Source organism: Acinetobacter sp. YH12140, assembly GCF_013418475.1.
GTDB classification, from domain to species: domain Bacteria; phylum Pseudomonadota; class Gammaproteobacteria; order Pseudomonadales; family Moraxellaceae; genus Acinetobacter; species Acinetobacter amyesii.
Genome location: NZ_VPBZ01000013.1, coordinates 1 through 18743 on the forward strand (window position 1 = coordinate 1; position 18743 = coordinate 18743).

Below are 18743 nucleotides of genomic sequence, written 5' to 3' on the forward strand. Positions count from 1 at the left end.
CGAACTCAGAAGTGAAACCTCTTAGCGCTGATGGTAGTGTGGGGTTACCCATGTGAGAGTAAGTCATCGCCAGCTCATTATTCGAAAACACCCCCTTCAAAGCGAAGGGGGTGTTTTTTTATGCGGGAGGGAAAGGTAAATAAGAAGAAAAGCAGAAGAATAGAATAGGAAAATGAATAAGTTAAAGTGACGAATAAATGAAGATTTCTGAATCAAATATAAAGTTAATAGTCTTCAATATTTCTATAAAGTTTATTGATCCGCTGAAATAATTGATTGCGTTGCAGCTTTAAGCATATATAAGACTTGGCCTAATAAAATGTCCTTATCAGTCAATGCCACAATAATCATGGGGTGATTTTGCGCAGCAACAGATGTGAGTATTGCTTTTCCATTTTCTGCATCTAACGTTATATTCTGACAACCGACCAAATGAATTTCTTTGATAAATGCTGACACCATTGCAAGGATAGAGCTGCTAACCGCAGCTAACTTGCTATTGTTATATTGCCCACGTTTGTAAACACTCGTTAGCTCAAATCCATCTGTTGAACACACCATGATGAAATGAACGCCTCGTGCATTGTTAATAATATTATTTATTTGTTCACGGGCATGTTGTATTAACTCATTCGAAGCGGTGCGTTTTGTGACATTAAACATGTTTTGCTCCTTATGCAGTGATATAGTGATTTACTTCAATTGAGGTAATTAAAGCTTCAAGTAGCAGTAAAACGTCAGATTTTTTGCGACAGTCAATAAAGAATAGGGGCGAATATAAGTCCTGACTAATCAGCCAATCTTTGTAGATAGCAGTATTCGTTGAACTTGTGATTTCGTCTGTATGGGTAATTCCAATGGCTATGTTATCTGTATAGTTTTGGAAGGTTTCTAAGTAGCTTTCGAGTTCACTTAAGGGGTCATTAACATTATGATCAATCAAAATAATTGTACCGATTGCGCCTTGACAAATCACAGGCCAAATAAAATCAAAACGACTTTGTCCAGGGGTACCATATAAACCTATTTTTAAACCATCTTCTAAGGTCACTTCTCCGTAGTCGATACCTACTGTGGTTTCAAGTTTTTGATGGCTGGTTTGATCTGTATTAAACGCCTCGGTCAGTAAAACTGGGATATCAGAAAGTGAACGGATCGCTTCAGTTTTTCCAGCACCCATAGAACCAGCAAAGACAATTTTATATTGCTGAAGAATCATGTTTGATGTCCTATTCTAAAATCCAAATTTACGCCGTAATTTACGAAAGAAGTTTTGTACAAAGTTCTTTTCTTCTGTTGGTTCATGCGTTTCAGGTGGCGTGTAATGTTTATCCCAAAGATTTATTTTTTTAATATTCAGTGATGCCATATTCGCAGCAATGAACTGCCGAACGGTGCTGAGGGGTATATCATATTGTTCTGCAATGGTTGATATCTTTGCACCCTGGATAAAACATGCAGAAAGTTGAAAAATTTGTTTATGAGATAAATGTTCAGCAGGTTTTGGCCAGCTTAAAATTCGAAAATGACCATCTTCAGGAACTGTTTGGTAAAAATTCGGAGTTTGCCAAAATAGATTCCATATCCAGTCTTGAAGGATGACGGGGTGCTTTCGACTTACATGGGTCATATCTTCAATTGATGCGAAATCATATTTAAAACTAGCATCTGTGTGTTGAAGTTGACGCTCGAGGTTGAGCCAAGCTATATTTTGCGCGGTATCGATTACCGCTATTGTGCCTAGATCATCATATAGGTGTAATTTTTGATGATTATCTTCTGCATACATTTTTTTGAAGTAATCATCCTCCAAATTAAAATCGCTAAAGCTCTGGATTTGAACATGTTGAGCATGCTCAATGGATTCGTTAAGGTCATTATGGCTGACGAGATGTTTATCAATCCATTGATTGAGCTCTTGATTGTCATCCACGGGTAGGAACAGCGTATTATTTCTGACGCGCCCTGATTGTTGGTTGTCTTTCGAGATCTTGAGCCACGGTAAAGCGCGGCGTGTTAATATTTGTTGAATTCCTTCGGTGTCAAAAAAACGCTCATGAATAAATAGGCAATCGAGATTCACATCAGATGCACTTTTCCATTGGATATTAAAGTGCTGTGGAAAAATTGCGTAAAGCTGATGTTTGAGTTGATCTGAATCATGAATACTTAATCCAGCAATGCCGATATTGATATATTGCTTATTCATGGTGTTCCTCGACTAATTTTATTCAAATCTGTAAAACATTTTGGGAATAAAAAACCCTCTTATTGGCATAAGAGGGTTGGGTGAAATTAAGCAAAATCTAAATTTTTTTCATAAGTTTTTAATTCGTGTCGAGCCATGGCTAGGTTTGCTTTGGCACGATCAAGTACTAAATATAAGAATACGGATTCATTATTTTCCAGTGGACGAATCAAGTGATACTGCTTTCCTAAGGTAATTAAAATATCGACAATGTGATCATCTAAATTGAGTGACTGAGCAACACGTCTTTTGGAGCGAACCACTTCAGTATTTCCAGCAGCTGCTAATTCTAAATCAATATCTCCACCGCCTTGTGTCGCCATAGCTAGGCCACTTTCACCGTCTACCAGTGCCGCTGCATGAAAACCGTCGATTGTTGTGAGTGATTCTAATGAAACTTTAGCCATTTTTATGCCCCTCTTTTAGGTTATACATGATTATTATTTGTAGATATTTAGGTAATTAAACTAGCGTTTTTAACTACATAATTTAATTATAGGAAGCGTATGGGGCTTTGCAATAAAATTAATTTTTTGCTTTAAAAGGATAATATTTTCTAAATATAGCGTTAAGTTTTAGGATTTAAAAAATGTGATTTAATTTGCTATATATATTTTTTTATGTGTTTTCGGACTTTATTTTTGATATAAAATTTACCAAAAATTCAAATGTAATATTTTGTAAATGGTGTGACAAAACTCAATTTTTGCAGAATAAAGCTGAGTGATTTACATAAAGAAAACAAAAAGTGATCTAAAGGCGTGTAATTTAGAATATTCGATTTAAAAAAACCTGCTTAAGAAGCAGGTCATTGTTTTAGACAAATGAAGCCACTTAAGAAAAAATATTACAAGCTGCAGATGCCAGAATCCATAAAATCACCACTGCAACGATAGGCTCTACAATTTTTGACCAAGTTGGCACTTGTACTTCAGTTGTCACATCTTCTTGAGTATGTTGTTGATTAACCATTTGATTGAACTCCTTCATTGATGCTTCTAATGATATCTCTTCTTGCAGATTTGGTTTAGAACCAAGAAGCTCTGTTAGGTTGTTTGTTGACCAAACCCAATCATCCGCTTGACCAGAAAGGTGTTCAATTTGTCCATTGAGTAATTCTTGAATGCTTTGTGGTGAGTGTGAGCCGGTATCATGAAGTTGCTTTAATTCATTTAATTGTAAATGAAAAATTTCAGTTGTTAGGTGTTCAAGTTCAGAGCGTTCTAATATTGATGCATTCGATGGATTGGTGGTCAGATGGCGTGAAACTTCTTGAATATAGAGTTCATCAGGATGAGTAATTTCTTGATAAACCTTTTGAGCATTATTGCGGAGCTGATGAATCAATTCACCTAAAGTTAATGCATTAATTTCACGTATATGTTGACGTTTTTCTTCACGATTTAAATGACTTAAAAGCATAGGCTTTTGAGATTCTATTTGTTCGACAAAATATTGTACTAAATCAAAAGCCATTATTCGCTTCCTTATTCTTTAATCGAGCAACCTTAAACCTGGTTTTTTCTTCGGCTGCTCTTGTTGTTCTTGGTTGTTTGATTTTAAAGCATTTTGATCATTCTGAATACCTTCATATTCTTGAGGATCGAAGAACATGCCTTGACCATTTTCACGTGCATAGATACCTAGAACAGCAGAAAAGGGGATATAGAGGTTTTGCGAAACGCCACCAAAGCGTGCAGAGAAAGTAATCGTCTCATTGCTCATATGCAGCGCATGAGTTGCATGGGGTGCAATATTCAGGACAATTTGGCCATCTTGGATATATTGAACTGGCACCATCGTACCATTCTGTGTCGCATCGACAAGTAGGTACGGTGTAAGTTGATTGTCACAAATCCATTCATAAAGTGCCCGTGTTAAGTATGGACGCGTTGGAGTGAGTTGTAGTTCTTGTTCAGACATAATGCTTACTCGAATATTAATGGGAAATTAATTTTTTGCTAAAAGCTCGCTATAGCGATTTTTTTCCTGCAATGTCATCGATTTGATAAATGCAGGACGGCTAAAGATGCGTTGGCAATAGAGAAATATAGGGCGGCATTGCTGTTTGGGAAGCTCAATCCCCATGGCTTTTAGGCGCAGAAATACAGGTGCGAGCATACAGTCTAACATGCTAAATTGTTCAGACATAAAATAAGGATAATGCTGAAACAAGGGGGTTAGTGAAATGAGTGTATCACGTAATTGTTTTTGTGCTTTTTGCTTGGCTTTTTCATCGAGGGTATCGGGATGGCGAAGCATAATATCGGCAAGTCTTAACCAATCTTGTTCGAAGCGCCATACATATTGACGTTGCTCTGCACGAGGCATGGGTGCATCTGCATACAGTTTATTTTGACGATATCGGTCATCCAAATATTCGGCAATAATACTGCTGTTATAGAGTTTTAGGCCATTTTCAATCATCATCGGAAGTTGATTGTAGGGATTTAAACTCGCAAGATCTTCGTCTTCATCATCAGCAATAATTAAATTATGTTTGATTTGCTTCTCTGCAAGTACATAGCGTATCCAGTGTGAGCGAAAGTCATCCGCATGACTGTAAAGCGTAATCCCTTGGAGAGGTGCATTTTCGACTGACATAATCCGAGACGATGAGAAATGAATAAGATAGGATACTAAAATTAGACAGTAAAATCACGGAGACTTTAGCAATATCAATGCAACTACAGTGAAAATTACAGTTTTGTTTTATTTGATTTTATCTGATAGCTTTTCATGTCATATATTTACCTGATCGTCACCGCATGATGACCATTGCACTTGTACAAAAATTATTATTTTTAGCTGCTGTTATTTTTATGGGCATTGGCTTTTATACGGCACTCGCTGGAGGTTATGCCTCTGATTATGGAGCAGAGGATGATAGTCCTGAACAAAAAAGCAAAATGACCATTTGTACAATTACACTAACACTGTCGGTTTTATGTTTTATTGCGAGTTTGAGTCTCTTTGTTTATCGGATCGTTATTCTATTTGCATCATCTTCATAAAAATTAAGACATAAAAAAACCTTGGCATAAGCCAAGGTTTTTTGTCCGATTCGGTAAACGAATTAACGTTTAGAGAATTGAGGACGTTTACGAGCTTTACGTAAACCAAGTTTCTTACGTTCAACTTCACGAGCATCACGAGTAACGAAACCAGCTTGACGAAGAGCAGGTTTAAGAGTTTCGTCAGAAGCGATCAATGCACGAGTAATACCGTGACGGATAGCGCCTGCTTGACCACCGATACCACCACCAGCAACAGTGATGTAAAGGTCATATTTCTCAGTAGCTTCTAAAAGCTCAAGTGGTTGGTTAACAACCATACGAGCAGTTTCACGACCGAAATATTGTTCTAAAGAACGGTTGTTGATTACGAGTTTACCAGTACCAGCTGATAGGAAAACACGTGCAGTTGCGGTCTTACGGCGACCTGTACCATAGTTAGTAGCCATGTGCTGTATCCCTTAGATGTCCAAAACTTGTGGCTGTTGAGCAGTATGTGGATGCTCAGTACCAGCGTACACTTTCATTTTCTTGATCATTGCATAACCAAGAGGACCTTTTGGCAACATGCCTTTTACAGCACGTTCGAAGATTTCTTCTGGTTTGTGAGCAACTAATTTTTCGAAATTAGTTTCACGAATACCACCAGGGAAACCAGTGTGGCGATAATATTTCTTATCAAGTGATTTTTTACCAGTCACTTGAACTTGCTCAGCATTGATAACAACGATGTAGTCACCAGTGTCAACGTGAGGAGTATAAGAAGTTTTGTGCTTACCGCGTAAACGACGAGCGATTTCAGTCGCAAGGCGACCTAAAGTTTTGCCAGAAGCATCAACAACGTACCAGTCGTGTTGAACTTCAGCTGGCTTAGCGCTGAGAGTTTTCATTAAACCACTACCTATTATAGTTGGTTTGGACTATAGAAGCTGTCCAAACAAAAGGAGACGCGATTCTATACGAATACGTGAAGAATCACAAATGAAAATATAAAATTTCAAGCGCTGTATTGTAGTATATTTCTTCAGCAATAAACAGCAGATAATCCAGAAATTATAAAAAAAGTGGATGAAAGTAAATCATGTCGAATTCTAATCTGTTAAAAAACACATCTGAACCCTCATTTTGGCGGCAATGGTTGCAATTAATGGGCTTATGTAGCGCCTTGGTTTTAAGCCCAACTTTTTTGTATTTGGTGTATTTGCACGGGGCGGATGGTGCGATCATCGTTTTGTTAATGATGCTCACTTTATTTTTCCTTAGTTATTTATTGGTTTATCTGTTGATTGGATTATTGCTTGTGGGGGGTATGTCTTTTTGGCTGATAACGAAGTACCCGCAACATGTGTCAGCCGTTCAGCGCGGCATTGTAATTCTTATTGCATTGATTTGGATCATTGGCATTTCAGGTTTTGCTTTCGATTTCATTCCATACAATGTCGCACAACGCGCTTATTTTTGAGTTTTAGTCCAATATTTTTAGTCAATAAAATTAGGTCTGTCATGTGCATCACACAGTATAATAATGCTATTGCACACACAGGATACTCGCATGTTGCCTTTATATATCACCAGCGGTGAACCCGCAGGTATAGGACCTGATATTTGTTTGAGTCTAGCCAATCGAATAGATGAAAGGCCAATTGTGGTTCTTATTGATAAAGATTTGCTGATCAAGCGTGCTCAACAGTTAAAGCTCGAAGTTGAACTGATTGACTATGTTGGGCAGGAGGAGTCGGCAGCTCTAGGTCAGCTTTATGTAGAACATGTGCCTGTGACTAAACCTGTCATCGCAGGTCAGTTAGATGTAAGTAATGCAGCCTATGTGTTGGAACAATTACGTCGTTCTGCAGATTATGCGATGTCTGGCAAAAGTGTAGGTGTTGCAACTGCACCTGTGCAAAAGTCGATTATTAATGATGCCGGTATCCATTTCAGCGGACATACGGAATTTTATCAAGAATTTGCAGGCGTTGAACGTGTCGTGATGATGCTTGCGACCAAAACGCTCCGTGTCGCATTGGCAACAACACATTTACCGCTTCGTGATGTTTCAGATGCCATTACTCAAGAACGTTTGCATCAAGTCATTGATATTTTAATTCATGATTTAAAAACCAAATTTAAAAAAGATCATCCGCATATTTTAGTCTGCGGTTTAAATCCGCATGCGGGTGAAGATGGCTATTTGGGCATGGAGGAGATTGAAGTGATCAATCCGGTGCTAGAGCGTTATCGCGCTCAAGGGGTGAATATGAGCCTGAGCTTACCTGCTGATACCTTATTTACCCCTGAAAATTTAAAAGATGCCGATGCGGTTTTGGCGATGTATCACGATCAGGGCTTACCTGTGTTAAAGTCGCAGGGCTTTGGCGAAGCCATCAATATCACTTTGGGCTTACCGTTTATTCGGACTTCAGTGGATCACGGCACAGCACTGTCACTGGCTGGAACTGGTCTTGCTAAAAGTTCGAGTTTACAGGTGGCGGTTGATTTGGCTTTAGAATTAGCACGTGCGAAAAATAACGAAACTTAATAATAAAGGTTTGAATTTTATATGAATAATAGTAAAAAATTATCAAAAATAAAACAGGAAAATAACAAGATGCTTAGGGCGAAATCGATCATTCGCCCATTTTTTGGGATTGCGTTAGCGTTGATGCTGTCAGCATGCTCAACGCTCGCTACAGATCATCATTCTTGTGAATTAAAAGTATTATCGCTGCAAATTCCAAAACAGACGGAAGGATTTATACGTTTTGCATCACCGGCTGCCGTGGATGGCTTTAAACATAATCAGCAAAAATTTAATCAAGCGCTGACTGCGGTGCATAAAAAATATGCGAATCGTGATGGTGCTGATAAAATGCTTCAAGATGGACAGGCAATCAATGCTAATATTGATCTGCTTGTACAGCATCAAAATAGCCTGAGTGCGCTATATGAATCTCAACTTCTTGTAAGTGAAACCATTCCGGGTATTCAAGCTGAATATAACATTCTGGCTGATATGATGGCTAGAGGAAACAATTCAGCTATTCAAGCAATGATTGCCAAAAATCAAGTCTATATTGCGGGACGAATGTTGAGTTCTTTGCTGAAGTTAACTGATGTGAATTCTATTCATCCAGACGATTTAGATGACTTTTTAGCAGATTTTGAAACTTTCAATATTTATTTGAAGGCTCAACTGAATGGTAATCCCGAACTGGGTGTAGAGCGCGTAAACAATGCTGAAATGCGTGAAAGTTTGCTCTCTATTCAGGCGGAAACTGAAGAAATGATGAAATCTGAAACAATGGCTTTGTTGCAACAAAGAGAGCCATTGCTCAGTGTAATTAAAGCGGCTCGGGATAATGTGACCAAGTCCGAAGAAATTTTTGCTCGCTTGAGTGAATTTGAATCAAGTCAGTAATCGTTGTAATAAACCTATGCGGAGAATTTTATGTATCAAATTAATGCCCTAAACCCAAAAGATGAAGGGCATCACACGCGTAAGCGGTTTGGACAGAATTTCTTACATGATCAACGTGTTATTGCCAAAATTGTACGTTCGGTAAATCCGCGTACTGGTGACAATATTGTCGAAATTGGTCCCGGTCTTGCTGCGCTTACATCGCCTTTAATTGGTGAATGCGATGCTTTAACTGTGGTTGAGCTGGACCGTGACTTAGCCGCAGGTTTGCCGGGCCGTGTGCCTCATCCCGAGCGCTTGACCATTGTTGAAACCGACGCGCTGAAATATGACTTTACCGAGCTATTTGCCGAAGGCCGTCCACTGCGTGTGGTTGGCAACTTGCCGTATAACATCTCGACACCGCTGCTGTTCCATCTCTTGGAGTTTGGCGACAAAGTCAAAGACATGCACTTCATGCTGCAAAAAGAAGTCGTGGACCGTATTACCGCTTCACCGAATACCAAAGAATACGGCCGTTTATCGGTGATGATCCAATACTTCTGTAAACCGACGTTTTTATTTGAAGTGCCGCCGGGTTCGTTTAATCCGCCGCCAAAAGTCACCTCTGCGGTATTCCGTTTAGAGCCTTATGCCGTTAAACCGATTGTGGCGAAAGATGAAAAAGCGCTTGCGCGTTTGGTTTCACATGTCTTTACTCAGCGCCGCAAGACCTTGCGTAACAGCTTAAAAGGCATGTTGGTTGAAGATGGTTTTGAAAATGCAGGGGTTAATCCAATGGCGCGTCCAGAAACCCTAACACTTGCAGAATTTGTCGCATTAGCAGATCAAATGGTGGCTTAAATAATTATGACTCGCTCTATTCGCTATAACTATGTCATTGGTGATGTTCAAGGCTGTTTTGAAGCATTAAAAGCTTTACTGAAAGAGATTAAGTTTGATGCAGACCAAGATTTTATATGGTTTGCCGGTGATCTCGTCGCACGGGGTGAAAACTCGGTAGGCGCTTTACGGTTCATCAAAAAATTAGTGGATAGTGAAGTTGCGGCGACGGTACTGGGCAATCATGATCTGACTTTGCTGGCATGCGCTCGCGGTATTAAGGATATCAATCCTAAAGACAATATCGATGATGTGATTCACGCTTTAGAAAGTGATGATTTGATTGATTGGTTACGCAAGCAGCCGCTGTGTCTATTTCCGAATGAGCAAACCATTTTGACTCATGCGGGTATTCCTTTGAATTGGACTGCGCAGCAAACCGCAGACTTGGCAAAGGAAGTGGAAGCGGTGATTGGTCATGACGACTTTGATGTAGTCGATGCGTTTCTTCAAGTGATGTACGGTAAAGAGCCGAACCTATGGTCGGATGATTTATCTGGTCATGCGCGCTTACGCTGTATTACCAACTATTTGACCCGCATGCGCTTAACCGATGCAGAAGGCTGTTTAGAGTTTAGTTTTAAAGATTCACTCGATGACCCTATGCCGAAGGGTTTTCAACCATGGTTTGAGTTTGAGTCACAAGCAGCGCAGACCCATCAAATTCTTTTTGGTCACTGGGCGGCTTTGCAAGGAAAAAGCATTTCAGCAAAAATCCAAAATGTGGATGGCGGATGTGTCTGGGGCAATCAGTTGATGGCTTATCGTTTAGAAGATCAGCACATGTTTGCGGTCGATAATCCTGTGATGTAAGTATTTAAAAATAAAAAAGCCGCATTGATGCGGCTTTTTTATTGGTGTGAGGATTAGTCTAAACGAATCCAAGTTTGGTTACGGCCCAAGACTGAAACGCCAATACTTGCACGGATCGAAATACGTTTTCCTGTGCTGTTTAAGCGCACTTTAGCATCATAAACCTTGCCAGAAAGAGGGTCGATAATACGACCTTTTTCATAATTATTTGTATTATTAATTTGCTTTAAACCTTTAACAATTTCCATGCCGAGAATCGGTTGGTTGGTATAAGGCGCAGGGCACTTATTACAGTTTTTTTGCGGTGTATAGCCAGGACGTGGCGTAATTTTAATAATTTTACCGGTATAGGTATTATTGGATTCTTTGTGAATCGAAATAATCGCTTTGGCAGCTCCTGTTTTATCGTCAATTTGTTGCCACGTGCCAGTAATGTCATTTGCAAATGCGACATTCATCAATCCGAATGTACATAGGCTGAATAATATTTTTTTAAACATAATCGCTTTTCCCCTAGAAGCGTGATTTATGAGCACGTATGTTAGAAAGTTCACGAGAATAGTCAACTTAATTTTTTAAAATAATTTGAATACCTTAGGCATAAAAAAACCGCCATGGCGGCGGTTTTTATGACACTAAGCTTATTCTTGGCGAATCCAAGTTTGGCTACGACCGAGTGCTGATACACCCATATAGCCACGTAGCGTGAGACGTTTGCCACTGGCATTTAAGCGAACTTTTGTGTCGTAAATTTTGCCAGAAAGTGGGTCGATAATACGGCCTTTGTCGTAGTTATTGGTCCCTTCAACATGTTTTAAACCAGTTAACACATCAAGGCCTAAAATCGGTTTGTTTTTATAAGGTGCAGGGCAATTTACGCAGGTGTCGCGCGGTGTATAGCCTGGACGCGGCGTCACTTTGATGATTTTACCCACGAATGTTCCATTACTTTCTTTACGGATTTCAATAATGGCTTTTTGTGAACCTGTTTTATCGTCAATTTGTTGCCAAGTCCCTGAAAGGTCTTGAGCAAAAGCTGAACCACTCATTACAGCAGCTAAGAATAAGAGGCTCACTTTTAATTTTTTCATCAGATATTCCCTGTAGGTGGTTCACCTATATCAAATCAATTTACTGAATAAATTTAAAATTTATTCAACGCGAATCCATGTCTGTGTACGACCAATCGCGGAAATCCCCAGATATCCACGTAAATGTAAGCGCTTACCATTGGCAGAAATTTTGCCTTTTAAGCTGTAAATTTTGCCTGCTAAAGGATCAATAATTTTTCCTTGAGAGTAGGTATTTTCACTTTCAAGTTTCAGCCCCTTAAATACATCCATCCCTAAAATAGGCTGGTTGGTATAAGGTGCAGGGCAATTCACACATTTTTCCTTTGGTGTATAACCCGGACGTGGCGTCACTTTGACAATTTTGCCGGTATAGGTGTCTTTGGCATCTTTTCGAATTTCGATCAGTGCTTTAGGCGAACCGGTTTTATCGTCAATTTGTTGCCAAGTCCCTGTAAGATCTTGAGCATAAAGTGCAGAGCTTGTTACTACAGCACCGAATAATGCAGCCCATTTCAAACTTTTTCCGATCATATTAATAATCCTTTATCAATACACTTTGTGAGGGTTTATTGATCATACTAGGTAATATTTAAACTTAGAGCAACTACTCTAAGCATAAATATTTACATTTTATTCGGGAAAGTTGACATGTTGCACAAAAGTGCCTTTACCAAAAATGTAACATCCACAGCACATCGTTCAATGTGTTGTGGTGTACCCTAGAATTTATATTAAGTTTATTTTTTATACGAAACAATCATTTAAAAGTGATTGCTCAGTCACATATTTTGTAGATAGAGTATGAAAGTTGGCAACCAGATTGCTGTGAATACTGCATTTACCGCCATGCCAAATGCCGCATAGCGCCCAGCAATGCTGCCGCGCTGCCAAGCTTGAGCTGTGCCAATCGCATGTGCAGCAAGTCCTAAGGCGAGTCCTGATGCACGTTCATCATGAATATTTTTAAGTATGATGGGTGAAAATGCTGCGCCAATCACCCCTGATAAAATCACAATCAAAATCACCAAAGGAATCGGGGAATGCAGCAGCGTCGCAATGTTGATGGCAATAGGGGTGGTCACTGCCCGTGTAGCAAAAGCCATAATGGTTGGATCTGACAAATGCAGCAAATAAGCCAGCCCCATAGGGAGGGCAACGGCACTGATACTGGCAAAGACTAAAATCCCGCCCACGGCTTTTAAAGGCAAGTCATCGTAGCGCATCGCTGCTAAAGGAATAGCCAAGGCCACTGTGACATAGCCGAGTAAGTTATTGAACAGTGGATTCACGTGTGCCATATAACTTTCATAGGAAATGCCAAAAAGATAGAGCATACCAATGACGAAAAACATCCCAATCACAATCACGGGGATTTGCGGTAATTTTTTATTAATAGGTTTTGCGACAAGATAGGCGATCAGGGTAATGATGAATCCAGAGATGATTGAAAGCATGTTGATTCTCCTATAGCCATTTCTTAGACATTTTTGCGTAGACCCACAGCGGTATGAGGGTGCTGACAAAGAGAACAATCAAAAACATCGGAATTTCATCACCTAAATGCATCATCATCAGCAATGAGCCTGCACTAATGGGTAAGAAGGCAAACGCACTTTCTTTCATGATTTTATTATTGGTATCGACCAAACTGGCTGGAATTTTGTTGAATTTTCTCCAAAATGAAAGCACGATCAAGAGGGCAATCAAACCGACTAGATTGCCTAATTCTGGGTGATTGAATTGCTTCATGACCCAGACCGCGCCTTCACGGAAAATAATAATTAATGCAATAGTGCCTATCCAGGCTTTCCAGTCGATGCGCTTGATCCAGTCCATTTTTGTCTTTCGTTAAAATTATACTAATCAAGTTTTAACCGATTTAGTCTTTAATTTCAAATTCTTCAAGTGGACGTTGGAATTGTTGCGCACGCGTTCCCAATATTTCATCAATGGGTAAATGCGCCTGTTTAATCAGTTGTTCTAACTTATTCGGGGCGATGATGACATGCAAAATTAAGTTGCCTTGTTCATCATAACTTTCATTTTGGATCACATTGAGCGCATACAGTTGTGTTCTTAATTTGCCATAAGCTGGTTTTAGACGGACTTCAAAGCTTTGAATTTGGCCCATTAAGCACTCTTGAACCGCTTGGCGTAATAAGGGAAGACCTTTACCACTATGTGCTGAGACATAGACACGTTCCGGCTGATGTGGCTTGCCATAGATGATTTTAGGATCTTCGCCACTGACATCAATTTTGTTATAAACGCGCAGAATCGGAACATCGACACCAATTTCTTTCAGTACTTTTTCGACAGCCTCGATTTGTTCCATCATGTCCGGACTGCTGGAGTCAACGACATGTAACAATAAGGTCGCCTCCAACGTTTCTTCTAAGGTGGCTTTAAACGACTCGACCAGTGAGTGCGATAAATTACGCACAAAACCTACAGTATCTGCGAGAACTAAGTTGCCGATACCATCCCAATGTAGACGGCGTAAAGTTGGGTCAAGTGTCGCAAAAAGTTGGTCTGCTGCATAGACATCACTTTTTGCTAAATTATTAAATAAGGTCGATTTACCCGCATTGGTATAACCCACCAATGACACGGTAGGAACTGCAGCTTTTTGACGTGCCACACGACCTTGCATACGTGTTTGGCGGACTTTCTCCAGTTTCACTTTGAGTTGCCCCATACGGAGCTTGAGTAGACGTCGGTCGGTTTCCAGTAGCGTTTCACCCGGTCCACGTAGGCCGATCCCACCTTTTTGGCTATCGAGATCGCCACGACTACGAATCAGCCGTGAAGCCATATGTTGTAATTGAGCCAACTCAACTTGCAATTTACCTTCATAGGTACGTGCGCGTTGGGCAAAAATATCTAAAATTAATTCTGTACGATCGACCACACGACAACGCATGATGCGTTCAAGATTACGTGCTTGGGCAGGGGTGAGAGCATGGTCAAAGATGACCAATTCGGCTTCATATTCTGCGACTACTTCTGCAATTTCTTCAGCTTTCCCTGAGCCAATAAATAATTTGGCATCAGGCTTAATACGCTGAGCATGCACATGTTGCAGAATATTGGCACCTGCAGATTGAGCAAGTAAGTGGAATTCTTCGGCATCAAGGTCTGCAAGCATTTGTACTGCCACACTGACTAAAATTACGCGTTCACCGCTCGCTTGATGTTGATTTAAATTTTCCACTCAGCACACACTCCTGTTTAAAGATTCATTTTAGGCGAAAATGCAGTGCGGTGGTTAATCTAAGTGATGGATTAATGGCAAAGTTGCTGTACGACCTGCAGTTCAATTAGAGAAAGCTGCGAAAGCTCAGTGCCAGTAAAAAAAGCACACTCATATATATCAATGAAAAACCAGCAATGGCTTTTAACGCTTGCCATGAAGAAATAGGGGGATTGTCTGAATATGAATGATTCATAATTTTAACCTTTAAAACCGATATAAAAATAATATTTGATTTTTAAAAACGATTAAAATGGGAAAATATTATCTTCGACTTCGGTTTTTATGATCAATGCAAAAAAACTGTCTTCGGTATATGATGATGAAAATTTACGCCAAATTGTGGCACCGTGTCCTTTTAGTGAACCGTTTATGAATCAACCTCAAATCGTCAATACACCGCAAATTAATGTGTTTTCAAAATTTTATTTGTATTGTAAAAAAGTCGGTGCAGCAGCTGTTGCCGTGACGCAGGGTTTTTATTTGGTTTATCGTCATCAATTGTATAAAGACCCGAATAACCCGCAAAATACCCGCTATGTGCAGTATTTTTGTCGCAAGTTATGCAAAGTATTTAATCTTGAAGTCAAAGTGCATGGCGAAATTCCACGTCAACCAGCCCTTTGGGTAAGTAATCATATTTCATGGTTAGATGTGGCAGTTTTGGGTTCTGGCGCACGTGTTTTCTTTTTGGCGAAAGCTGAAATTGAAAAATGGCCAGTGCTGGGTAATTTGGCGAAAGGCGGTGGCACCTTATTTATTAAGCGTGGCTCTGGCGACTCGATTAAAATTAAAGAACAAATTACGGGCTTCTTAAAACAAGATACGCCGGTACTCTTTTTCCCAGAAGCCACCACTTCAGATGGCAGCAAAATTAAAAAAATTCATGGTCGTATTTTAGGTGCGGCGATTGAAGCTGAACGTCCAGTCCAAATTTGCTTAATTTGCTATGTGAATCAGGACGGTGAACTCGATAATATTGCGCCCTATGTCGGAGACATTAGCTTTGATCGACATGTCAAAAATGTCTTAGAAATGCCGAAAGTCACAGCGCATCTGATGACATTGCCCGCAATTGATTCGGCAGGTCATACTGTTGACAGTCTGACACAAGAAGTGCAGCAAAAAATGAATCAAGGATTGGCAGAACTTCAAGCCAAAGTCCTTAAAGCACCAGTTCCAGTTGAAGCTTAATGAATTAATGATTCAGGCTGCAAGGGGATGCCTTTGCAGCATAATCCTTACATAAAGCCTTCGAGCGGCAACCAAGAGATAAATTTCACCCCTGCTTTTTGCCACCACTTGATTTTCGGTTCACGTGGATAAATACGCGTTTGACCATTTGACAGCTTAATTTTCCAATTGATCTGTTGGTCTGCATTGAGCACTAACTTATAGGCATATTTACTCAAATTTTCATCCATGGTGTAGTGGACTGCTTTGGCTAAGCGTGGGCTATTCAGTAATACCCCAATTTCAGTATTTAAATATGCTGAGCGAGGGTCAAAGTTAAATGAGCCGATAAAGACTTGTTTTTCATCAATTGCCATCAGTTTGGCATGTAAGCTCGAACGGCTTAAGCCCTTCAGACTGACTTTAGCTTTTTCAGCGAGCTCTTTGGTATTGGTATTGAGATTTTCTGCATCAGGTCTAGACAGAAACTCATAGAGTTGAACATCGTGTTCCAAGAGGTCTTGGCGATATTTACTATAAAAAGCATGAACCAATGGCACGTCATTGGCCTGGAATGAGTTAGTCAAAACTCTGACTTTCACGCCATCGGCACTGAGGTTTTTTAGGCGTTCAGCCCCTTTTTTTTCTGGGACAAAGTAGGCTGAAACGATATCGACACTTTGTTCAGGTTTATCTAAACGGTTGAGCAGCTGAAAGTTGAGATGCTCTTCTTTTTTAGCCTTAGATTTGATTTTGCTTGGGGAATCTTTGACCACTTCGGCTTTAACCCAGTCAAATTGGATTTTATTGTTGAGCCAGTCATCAAAGGCATGTGAACGGTTGGCTAAATCCAAATAATTGACCACAGTGGCTTCTTGGTTATAGTCATCGAGTTGTTGTTTGAGACTGTCAAAGCGCAAGCTATAGTGGCGTGGATTGACCAATTGGCGTACTGGAAAGGCATAGTCATCATTCCAATATTCGTCAAAAGAATGGATGATTTCATCGGATGCCGCACCGACCAACATGACGTCGACATCGGAAAATTGATAATTATCACTGACGTTATAGTATTGGTTACTCATATTGCGGCCACCAATCAATGCGATTTGATTGTCTGCAATAAAGCTTTTGTTGTGCATACGGCGGTTGATGCGTTTTAGATCCAGCACCATATCGACAGGGCGGAAATGTCGGAAGCGGTACGGGTTATACAGTTTGACATCAATATTGGCATGTTGGTCGAGTGCCATATAAATGCCTTCCATTTTTTTGGCATTGTTGTCATCGACCAATAAACGAATTTTCACCCCACGATCAGCAGCTTTGATCATGGCATGTAGGGCCAAAGCACCAATTTTGTCGTTATCCCAAATATAGTATTGTAGATCTAAACTTTTTTCGGCCTTATTGATCAGCTCGATTCGAGCTGCTAAGGCTTCTAATGGGTCATATAGAACATGGTAACCAGTTAAGTTAGGATTTTGTTCCCGTAGCGGCAACACAATTTTCGCAAGGCTAGTATCGTCTGTCGGGGTATTAAAAGCATATTCCACAGGTTGAGTTTGCTGTTTAGGCAAGGTACTACATGCAGATAAAGTCAAAACAAGGCTACAACTCAGCAAAACCGCCTTAGTGTGGTTGTGTATGAAGGGCAAATTTTGCTGTTTCGGTGTAGCTGAGTTCATACTGTTAGACATACTAAAAAATTTGATTTGAGTATAAGTGTCAGCTGTGAAAAGATAAATATAGTGACCGAGTTTTCTCGTTAGGCAAATTGTAGAGCAAATGTATGTGGGAATTAGATTCCGTAGTGATGTATTTTTATATCGGGTTGGCTGTGCTGGGCGTTTGGGCAATATCCCAAGCTTGGTTAAGTCAGTCGCGTACGGAAACGATTCATCCGTTTAAAGCCTTCGTACATTTGTTGGCATTCTATCTTTCGTATTTACTTATCCCTTTATTCTTCTTTAGCTTTTATGCAGGCTGGAGTGGCTATTATTCACTACATGAAGCGATTTTTGTCGGTGCTGTTACGGGGCTTTTGTGCTATGCCCGATTTATCGAGCCGCACATGATTCAGGTGAAAAAATGTCAATATCAATTGCATGAAACACGACAGTTATTAAAGCCTGTACGCATTGCTTTAATTGGTGATTTACACATTGGTTTATTTTCGGGCCATGAACGTCAGTTAAAAATGATCGTCGATAAAATCAATGCACAAAATCCTGATTTGGTCGTGGTTGCAGGGGATTGGACTTACGAGCCAGAAAATAAGTTAGCTGAAGAGCTGGCCGTACTAAAAAAAATTATTGCTCCGATTTATTCGGTGAATGGTAATCATGATGAGCAATATCCCGGTCCGCCTATTCAAGAGTTGTTAAAGCATGCATTAGAAAGTAATCATGTGGTGGATATCGAAGGGCAGGTGGTTGAGTTTAATGAGTTTCGCTTATTAGGCGTTGGGGACTTATGGGCTGGTAAAGCCGATATGCGCTATTTGCCAGAATTGCCACAGGATAAGCCTTGGATCATTTTGTCGCACAATCCAGATACCGTCGATATGGTACCTAAACTGCCAGGACGACCATTGATGTTGTCGGGTCATACCCATGGCGGGCAGGTACAACTGCCTTGGTTGACCGATTATGTAATGAAAAAAGTGTCGATTTTAGGCCATAAAAAAGGGCTATATCAGCATGACAATGCAGATGTCTTTGTCACTGTCGGTACGGGCATGGTTGGTGTACCTTTCCGTTTTCTTGTGCCACCGACCATTGATATTATCGAGTTGGTTTAATCAAAATCTACCGTTCATTATCACTAACCGTTTGGTGACTGTTCCTCTTGATGAAGAGCTACAAACCTT

The 18743-nt window shown here is 40.1% G+C and carries 24 protein-coding genes; 8 read left to right on the top strand and 16 right to left on the bottom strand.

The window, feature by feature from the left end:
• Nucleotides 1-252: 252 nt before the first annotated feature.
• The 7 genes from FTU75_RS16655 to FTU75_RS16685 all read right to left on the bottom strand — a co-directional run bounded on the left by FTU75_RS16655 (nt 253) and on the right by FTU75_RS16685 (nt 4852).
• Nucleotides 253-663 (bottom strand): roadblock/LC7 domain-containing protein, encoded by a 411-nt coding sequence (locus FTU75_RS16655; protein ID WP_111884989.1) that lies wholly within the window; start codon nt 661-663, stop codon nt 253-255.
• A gap of 10 nt (nt 664-673) precedes the next feature.
• Nucleotides 674-1219: an ATP/GTP-binding protein gene (locus FTU75_RS16660; RefSeq protein WP_078194282.1), complete on the bottom strand. Its 546-nt coding sequence runs from the start codon at nt 1217-1219 to the stop codon at nt 674-676.
• A gap of 15 nt (nt 1220-1234) precedes the next feature.
• Nucleotides 1235-2209, bottom strand: coding sequence for a hypothetical protein (locus FTU75_RS16665; RefSeq protein ID WP_180116494.1), 975 nt, complete (start codon nt 2207-2209; stop codon nt 1235-1237).
• Nucleotides 2210-2295: 86 nt separating this feature from the next.
• A complete protein-coding gene (locus FTU75_RS16670) occupies nt 2296-2655 on the bottom strand; it encodes a roadblock/LC7 domain-containing protein (protein WP_180022868.1) in 360 nt (119 codons plus the stop codon).
• Nucleotides 2656-3082: 427 nt separating this feature from the next.
• A complete protein-coding gene (locus FTU75_RS16675) occupies nt 3083-3724 on the bottom strand; it encodes a hypothetical protein (RefSeq protein ID WP_180116495.1) in 642 nt (213 codons plus the stop codon).
• A gap of 18 nt (nt 3725-3742) precedes the next feature.
• On the bottom strand, nt 3743-4171 hold the full coding sequence (locus tag FTU75_RS16680; RefSeq protein ID WP_180035895.1) for a ClpXP protease specificity-enhancing factor: 429 nt from the start codon (nt 4169-4171) through the stop codon (nt 3743-3745).
• 27 nt (nt 4172-4198) lie between these two features.
• Nucleotides 4199-4852: a glutathione S-transferase N-terminal domain-containing protein gene (locus FTU75_RS16685; protein ID WP_111884994.1), complete on the bottom strand. Its 654-nt coding sequence runs from the start codon at nt 4850-4852 to the stop codon at nt 4199-4201.
• 164 nt (nt 4853-5016) lie between these two features.
• Between FTU75_RS16685 and FTU75_RS16690 the strand changes: the two genes are divergently transcribed.
• Complete coding sequence (locus FTU75_RS16690) at nt 5017-5262, top strand: hypothetical protein (protein ID WP_180116496.1); 246 nt, start codon at nt 5017-5019, stop codon at nt 5260-5262.
• 62 nt (nt 5263-5324) lie between these two features.
• On the opposite strand, the gene rpsI is transcribed toward FTU75_RS16690, so the two are convergent.
• Both rpsI and rplM read right to left on the bottom strand, forming a co-directional pair.
• Nucleotides 5325-5711 carry a 30S ribosomal protein S9 gene (gene rpsI / locus FTU75_RS16695; protein WP_078190115.1) on the bottom strand — a complete coding sequence of 129 codons (387 nt, stop codon included), beginning with the start codon at nt 5709-5711 and terminating at the stop codon, nt 5325-5327.
• A gap of 12 nt (nt 5712-5723) precedes the next feature.
• The gene (gene rplM, locus FTU75_RS16700; protein ID WP_004722943.1) at nt 5724-6152 is read right to left on the bottom strand and encodes a 50S ribosomal protein L13; all 429 of its coding nucleotides are present in this window, start codon (nt 6150-6152) and stop codon (nt 5724-5726) included.
• Nucleotides 6153-6343: 191 nt separating this feature from the next.
• On the opposite strand from rplM, the gene FTU75_RS16705 reads away from it, so the two are divergent.
• The 5 genes from FTU75_RS16705 to FTU75_RS16725 all read left to right on the top strand — a co-directional run bounded on the left by FTU75_RS16705 (nt 6344) and on the right by FTU75_RS16725 (nt 10372).
• Nucleotides 6344-6724 (top strand): hypothetical protein, encoded by a 381-nt coding sequence (locus tag FTU75_RS16705; RefSeq protein ID WP_143221714.1) that lies wholly within the window; start codon nt 6344-6346, stop codon nt 6722-6724.
• 90 nt (nt 6725-6814) lie between these two features.
• Entirely contained in the window at nt 6815-7798 is a 984-nt protein-coding gene (gene pdxA / locus FTU75_RS16710) for a 4-hydroxythreonine-4-phosphate dehydrogenase PdxA (protein ID WP_180116497.1), read from the top strand.
• Nucleotides 7799-7819: 21 nt separating this feature from the next.
• On the top strand, nt 7820-8677 hold the full coding sequence (locus tag FTU75_RS16715; RefSeq protein WP_180116498.1) for a pilus assembly protein PilJ: 858 nt from the start codon (nt 7820-7822) through the stop codon (nt 8675-8677).
• A 30-nt stretch (nt 8678-8707) separates the two neighbouring features.
• Nucleotides 8708-9520: a 16S rRNA (adenine(1518)-N(6)/adenine(1519)-N(6))-dimethyltransferase RsmA gene (gene rsmA, locus FTU75_RS16720; protein ID WP_180116499.1), complete on the top strand. Its 813-nt coding sequence runs from the start codon at nt 8708-8710 to the stop codon at nt 9518-9520.
• Between the two features lie 6 nt (nt 9521-9526).
• A complete protein-coding gene (locus tag FTU75_RS16725) occupies nt 9527-10372 on the top strand; it encodes a symmetrical bis(5'-nucleosyl)-tetraphosphatase (RefSeq protein ID WP_180116500.1) in 846 nt (281 codons plus the stop codon).
• 53 nt (nt 10373-10425) lie between these two features.
• On the opposite strand, the gene FTU75_RS16730 is transcribed toward FTU75_RS16725, so the two are convergent.
• The 6 genes from FTU75_RS16730 to hflX all read right to left on the bottom strand — a co-directional run bounded on the left by FTU75_RS16730 (nt 10426) and on the right by hflX (nt 14659).
• Complete coding sequence (locus tag FTU75_RS16730) at nt 10426-10872, bottom strand: DUF2147 domain-containing protein (RefSeq protein ID WP_180024993.1); 447 nt, start codon at nt 10870-10872, stop codon at nt 10426-10428.
• Between the two features lie 141 nt (nt 10873-11013).
• A complete protein-coding gene (locus FTU75_RS16735; RefSeq protein ID WP_078190108.1) occupies nt 11014-11463 on the bottom strand; it encodes a DUF2147 domain-containing protein in 450 nt (149 codons plus the stop codon).
• A gap of 60 nt (nt 11464-11523) precedes the next feature.
• A complete protein-coding gene (locus tag FTU75_RS16740) occupies nt 11524-11976 on the bottom strand; it encodes a DUF2147 domain-containing protein (RefSeq protein WP_180116501.1) in 453 nt (150 codons plus the stop codon).
• 248 nt (nt 11977-12224) lie between these two features.
• Nucleotides 12225-12899 (bottom strand): LrgB family protein, encoded by a 675-nt coding sequence (locus tag FTU75_RS16745; RefSeq protein ID WP_180077471.1) that lies wholly within the window; start codon nt 12897-12899, stop codon nt 12225-12227.
• 10 nt (nt 12900-12909) lie between these two features.
• The gene (locus FTU75_RS16750) at nt 12910-13281 is read right to left on the bottom strand and encodes a hypothetical protein (RefSeq protein WP_078194269.1); all 372 of its coding nucleotides are present in this window, start codon (nt 13279-13281) and stop codon (nt 12910-12912) included.
• A 43-nt stretch (nt 13282-13324) separates the two neighbouring features.
• Nucleotides 13325-14659 (bottom strand): ribosome rescue GTPase HflX, encoded by a 1335-nt coding sequence (gene hflX, locus FTU75_RS16755; protein ID WP_180116502.1) that lies wholly within the window; start codon nt 14657-14659, stop codon nt 13325-13327.
• Between the two features lie 411 nt (nt 14660-15070).
• Between hflX and FTU75_RS16760 the strand changes: the two genes are divergently transcribed.
• Nucleotides 15071-15892 (top strand): 1-acyl-sn-glycerol-3-phosphate acyltransferase, encoded by an 822-nt coding sequence (locus FTU75_RS16760; protein WP_180026730.1) that lies wholly within the window; start codon nt 15071-15073, stop codon nt 15890-15892.
• A 47-nt stretch (nt 15893-15939) separates the two neighbouring features.
• Here the strand turns inward: FTU75_RS16760 and FTU75_RS16765 are convergent, their stop codons facing one another.
• Nucleotides 15940-17559 carry a phospholipase D family protein gene (locus FTU75_RS16765; RefSeq protein WP_257223821.1) on the bottom strand — a complete coding sequence of 540 codons (1620 nt, stop codon included), beginning with the start codon at nt 17557-17559 and terminating at the stop codon, nt 15940-15942.
• A 104-nt stretch (nt 17560-17663) separates the two neighbouring features.
• On the opposite strand from FTU75_RS16765, the gene FTU75_RS16770 reads away from it, so the two are divergent.
• The gene (locus FTU75_RS16770; RefSeq protein ID WP_180074192.1) at nt 17664-18674 is read left to right on the top strand and encodes a metallophosphoesterase; all 1011 of its coding nucleotides are present in this window, start codon (nt 17664-17666) and stop codon (nt 18672-18674) included.
• Nucleotides 18675-18743: the final 69 nt, after the last annotated feature.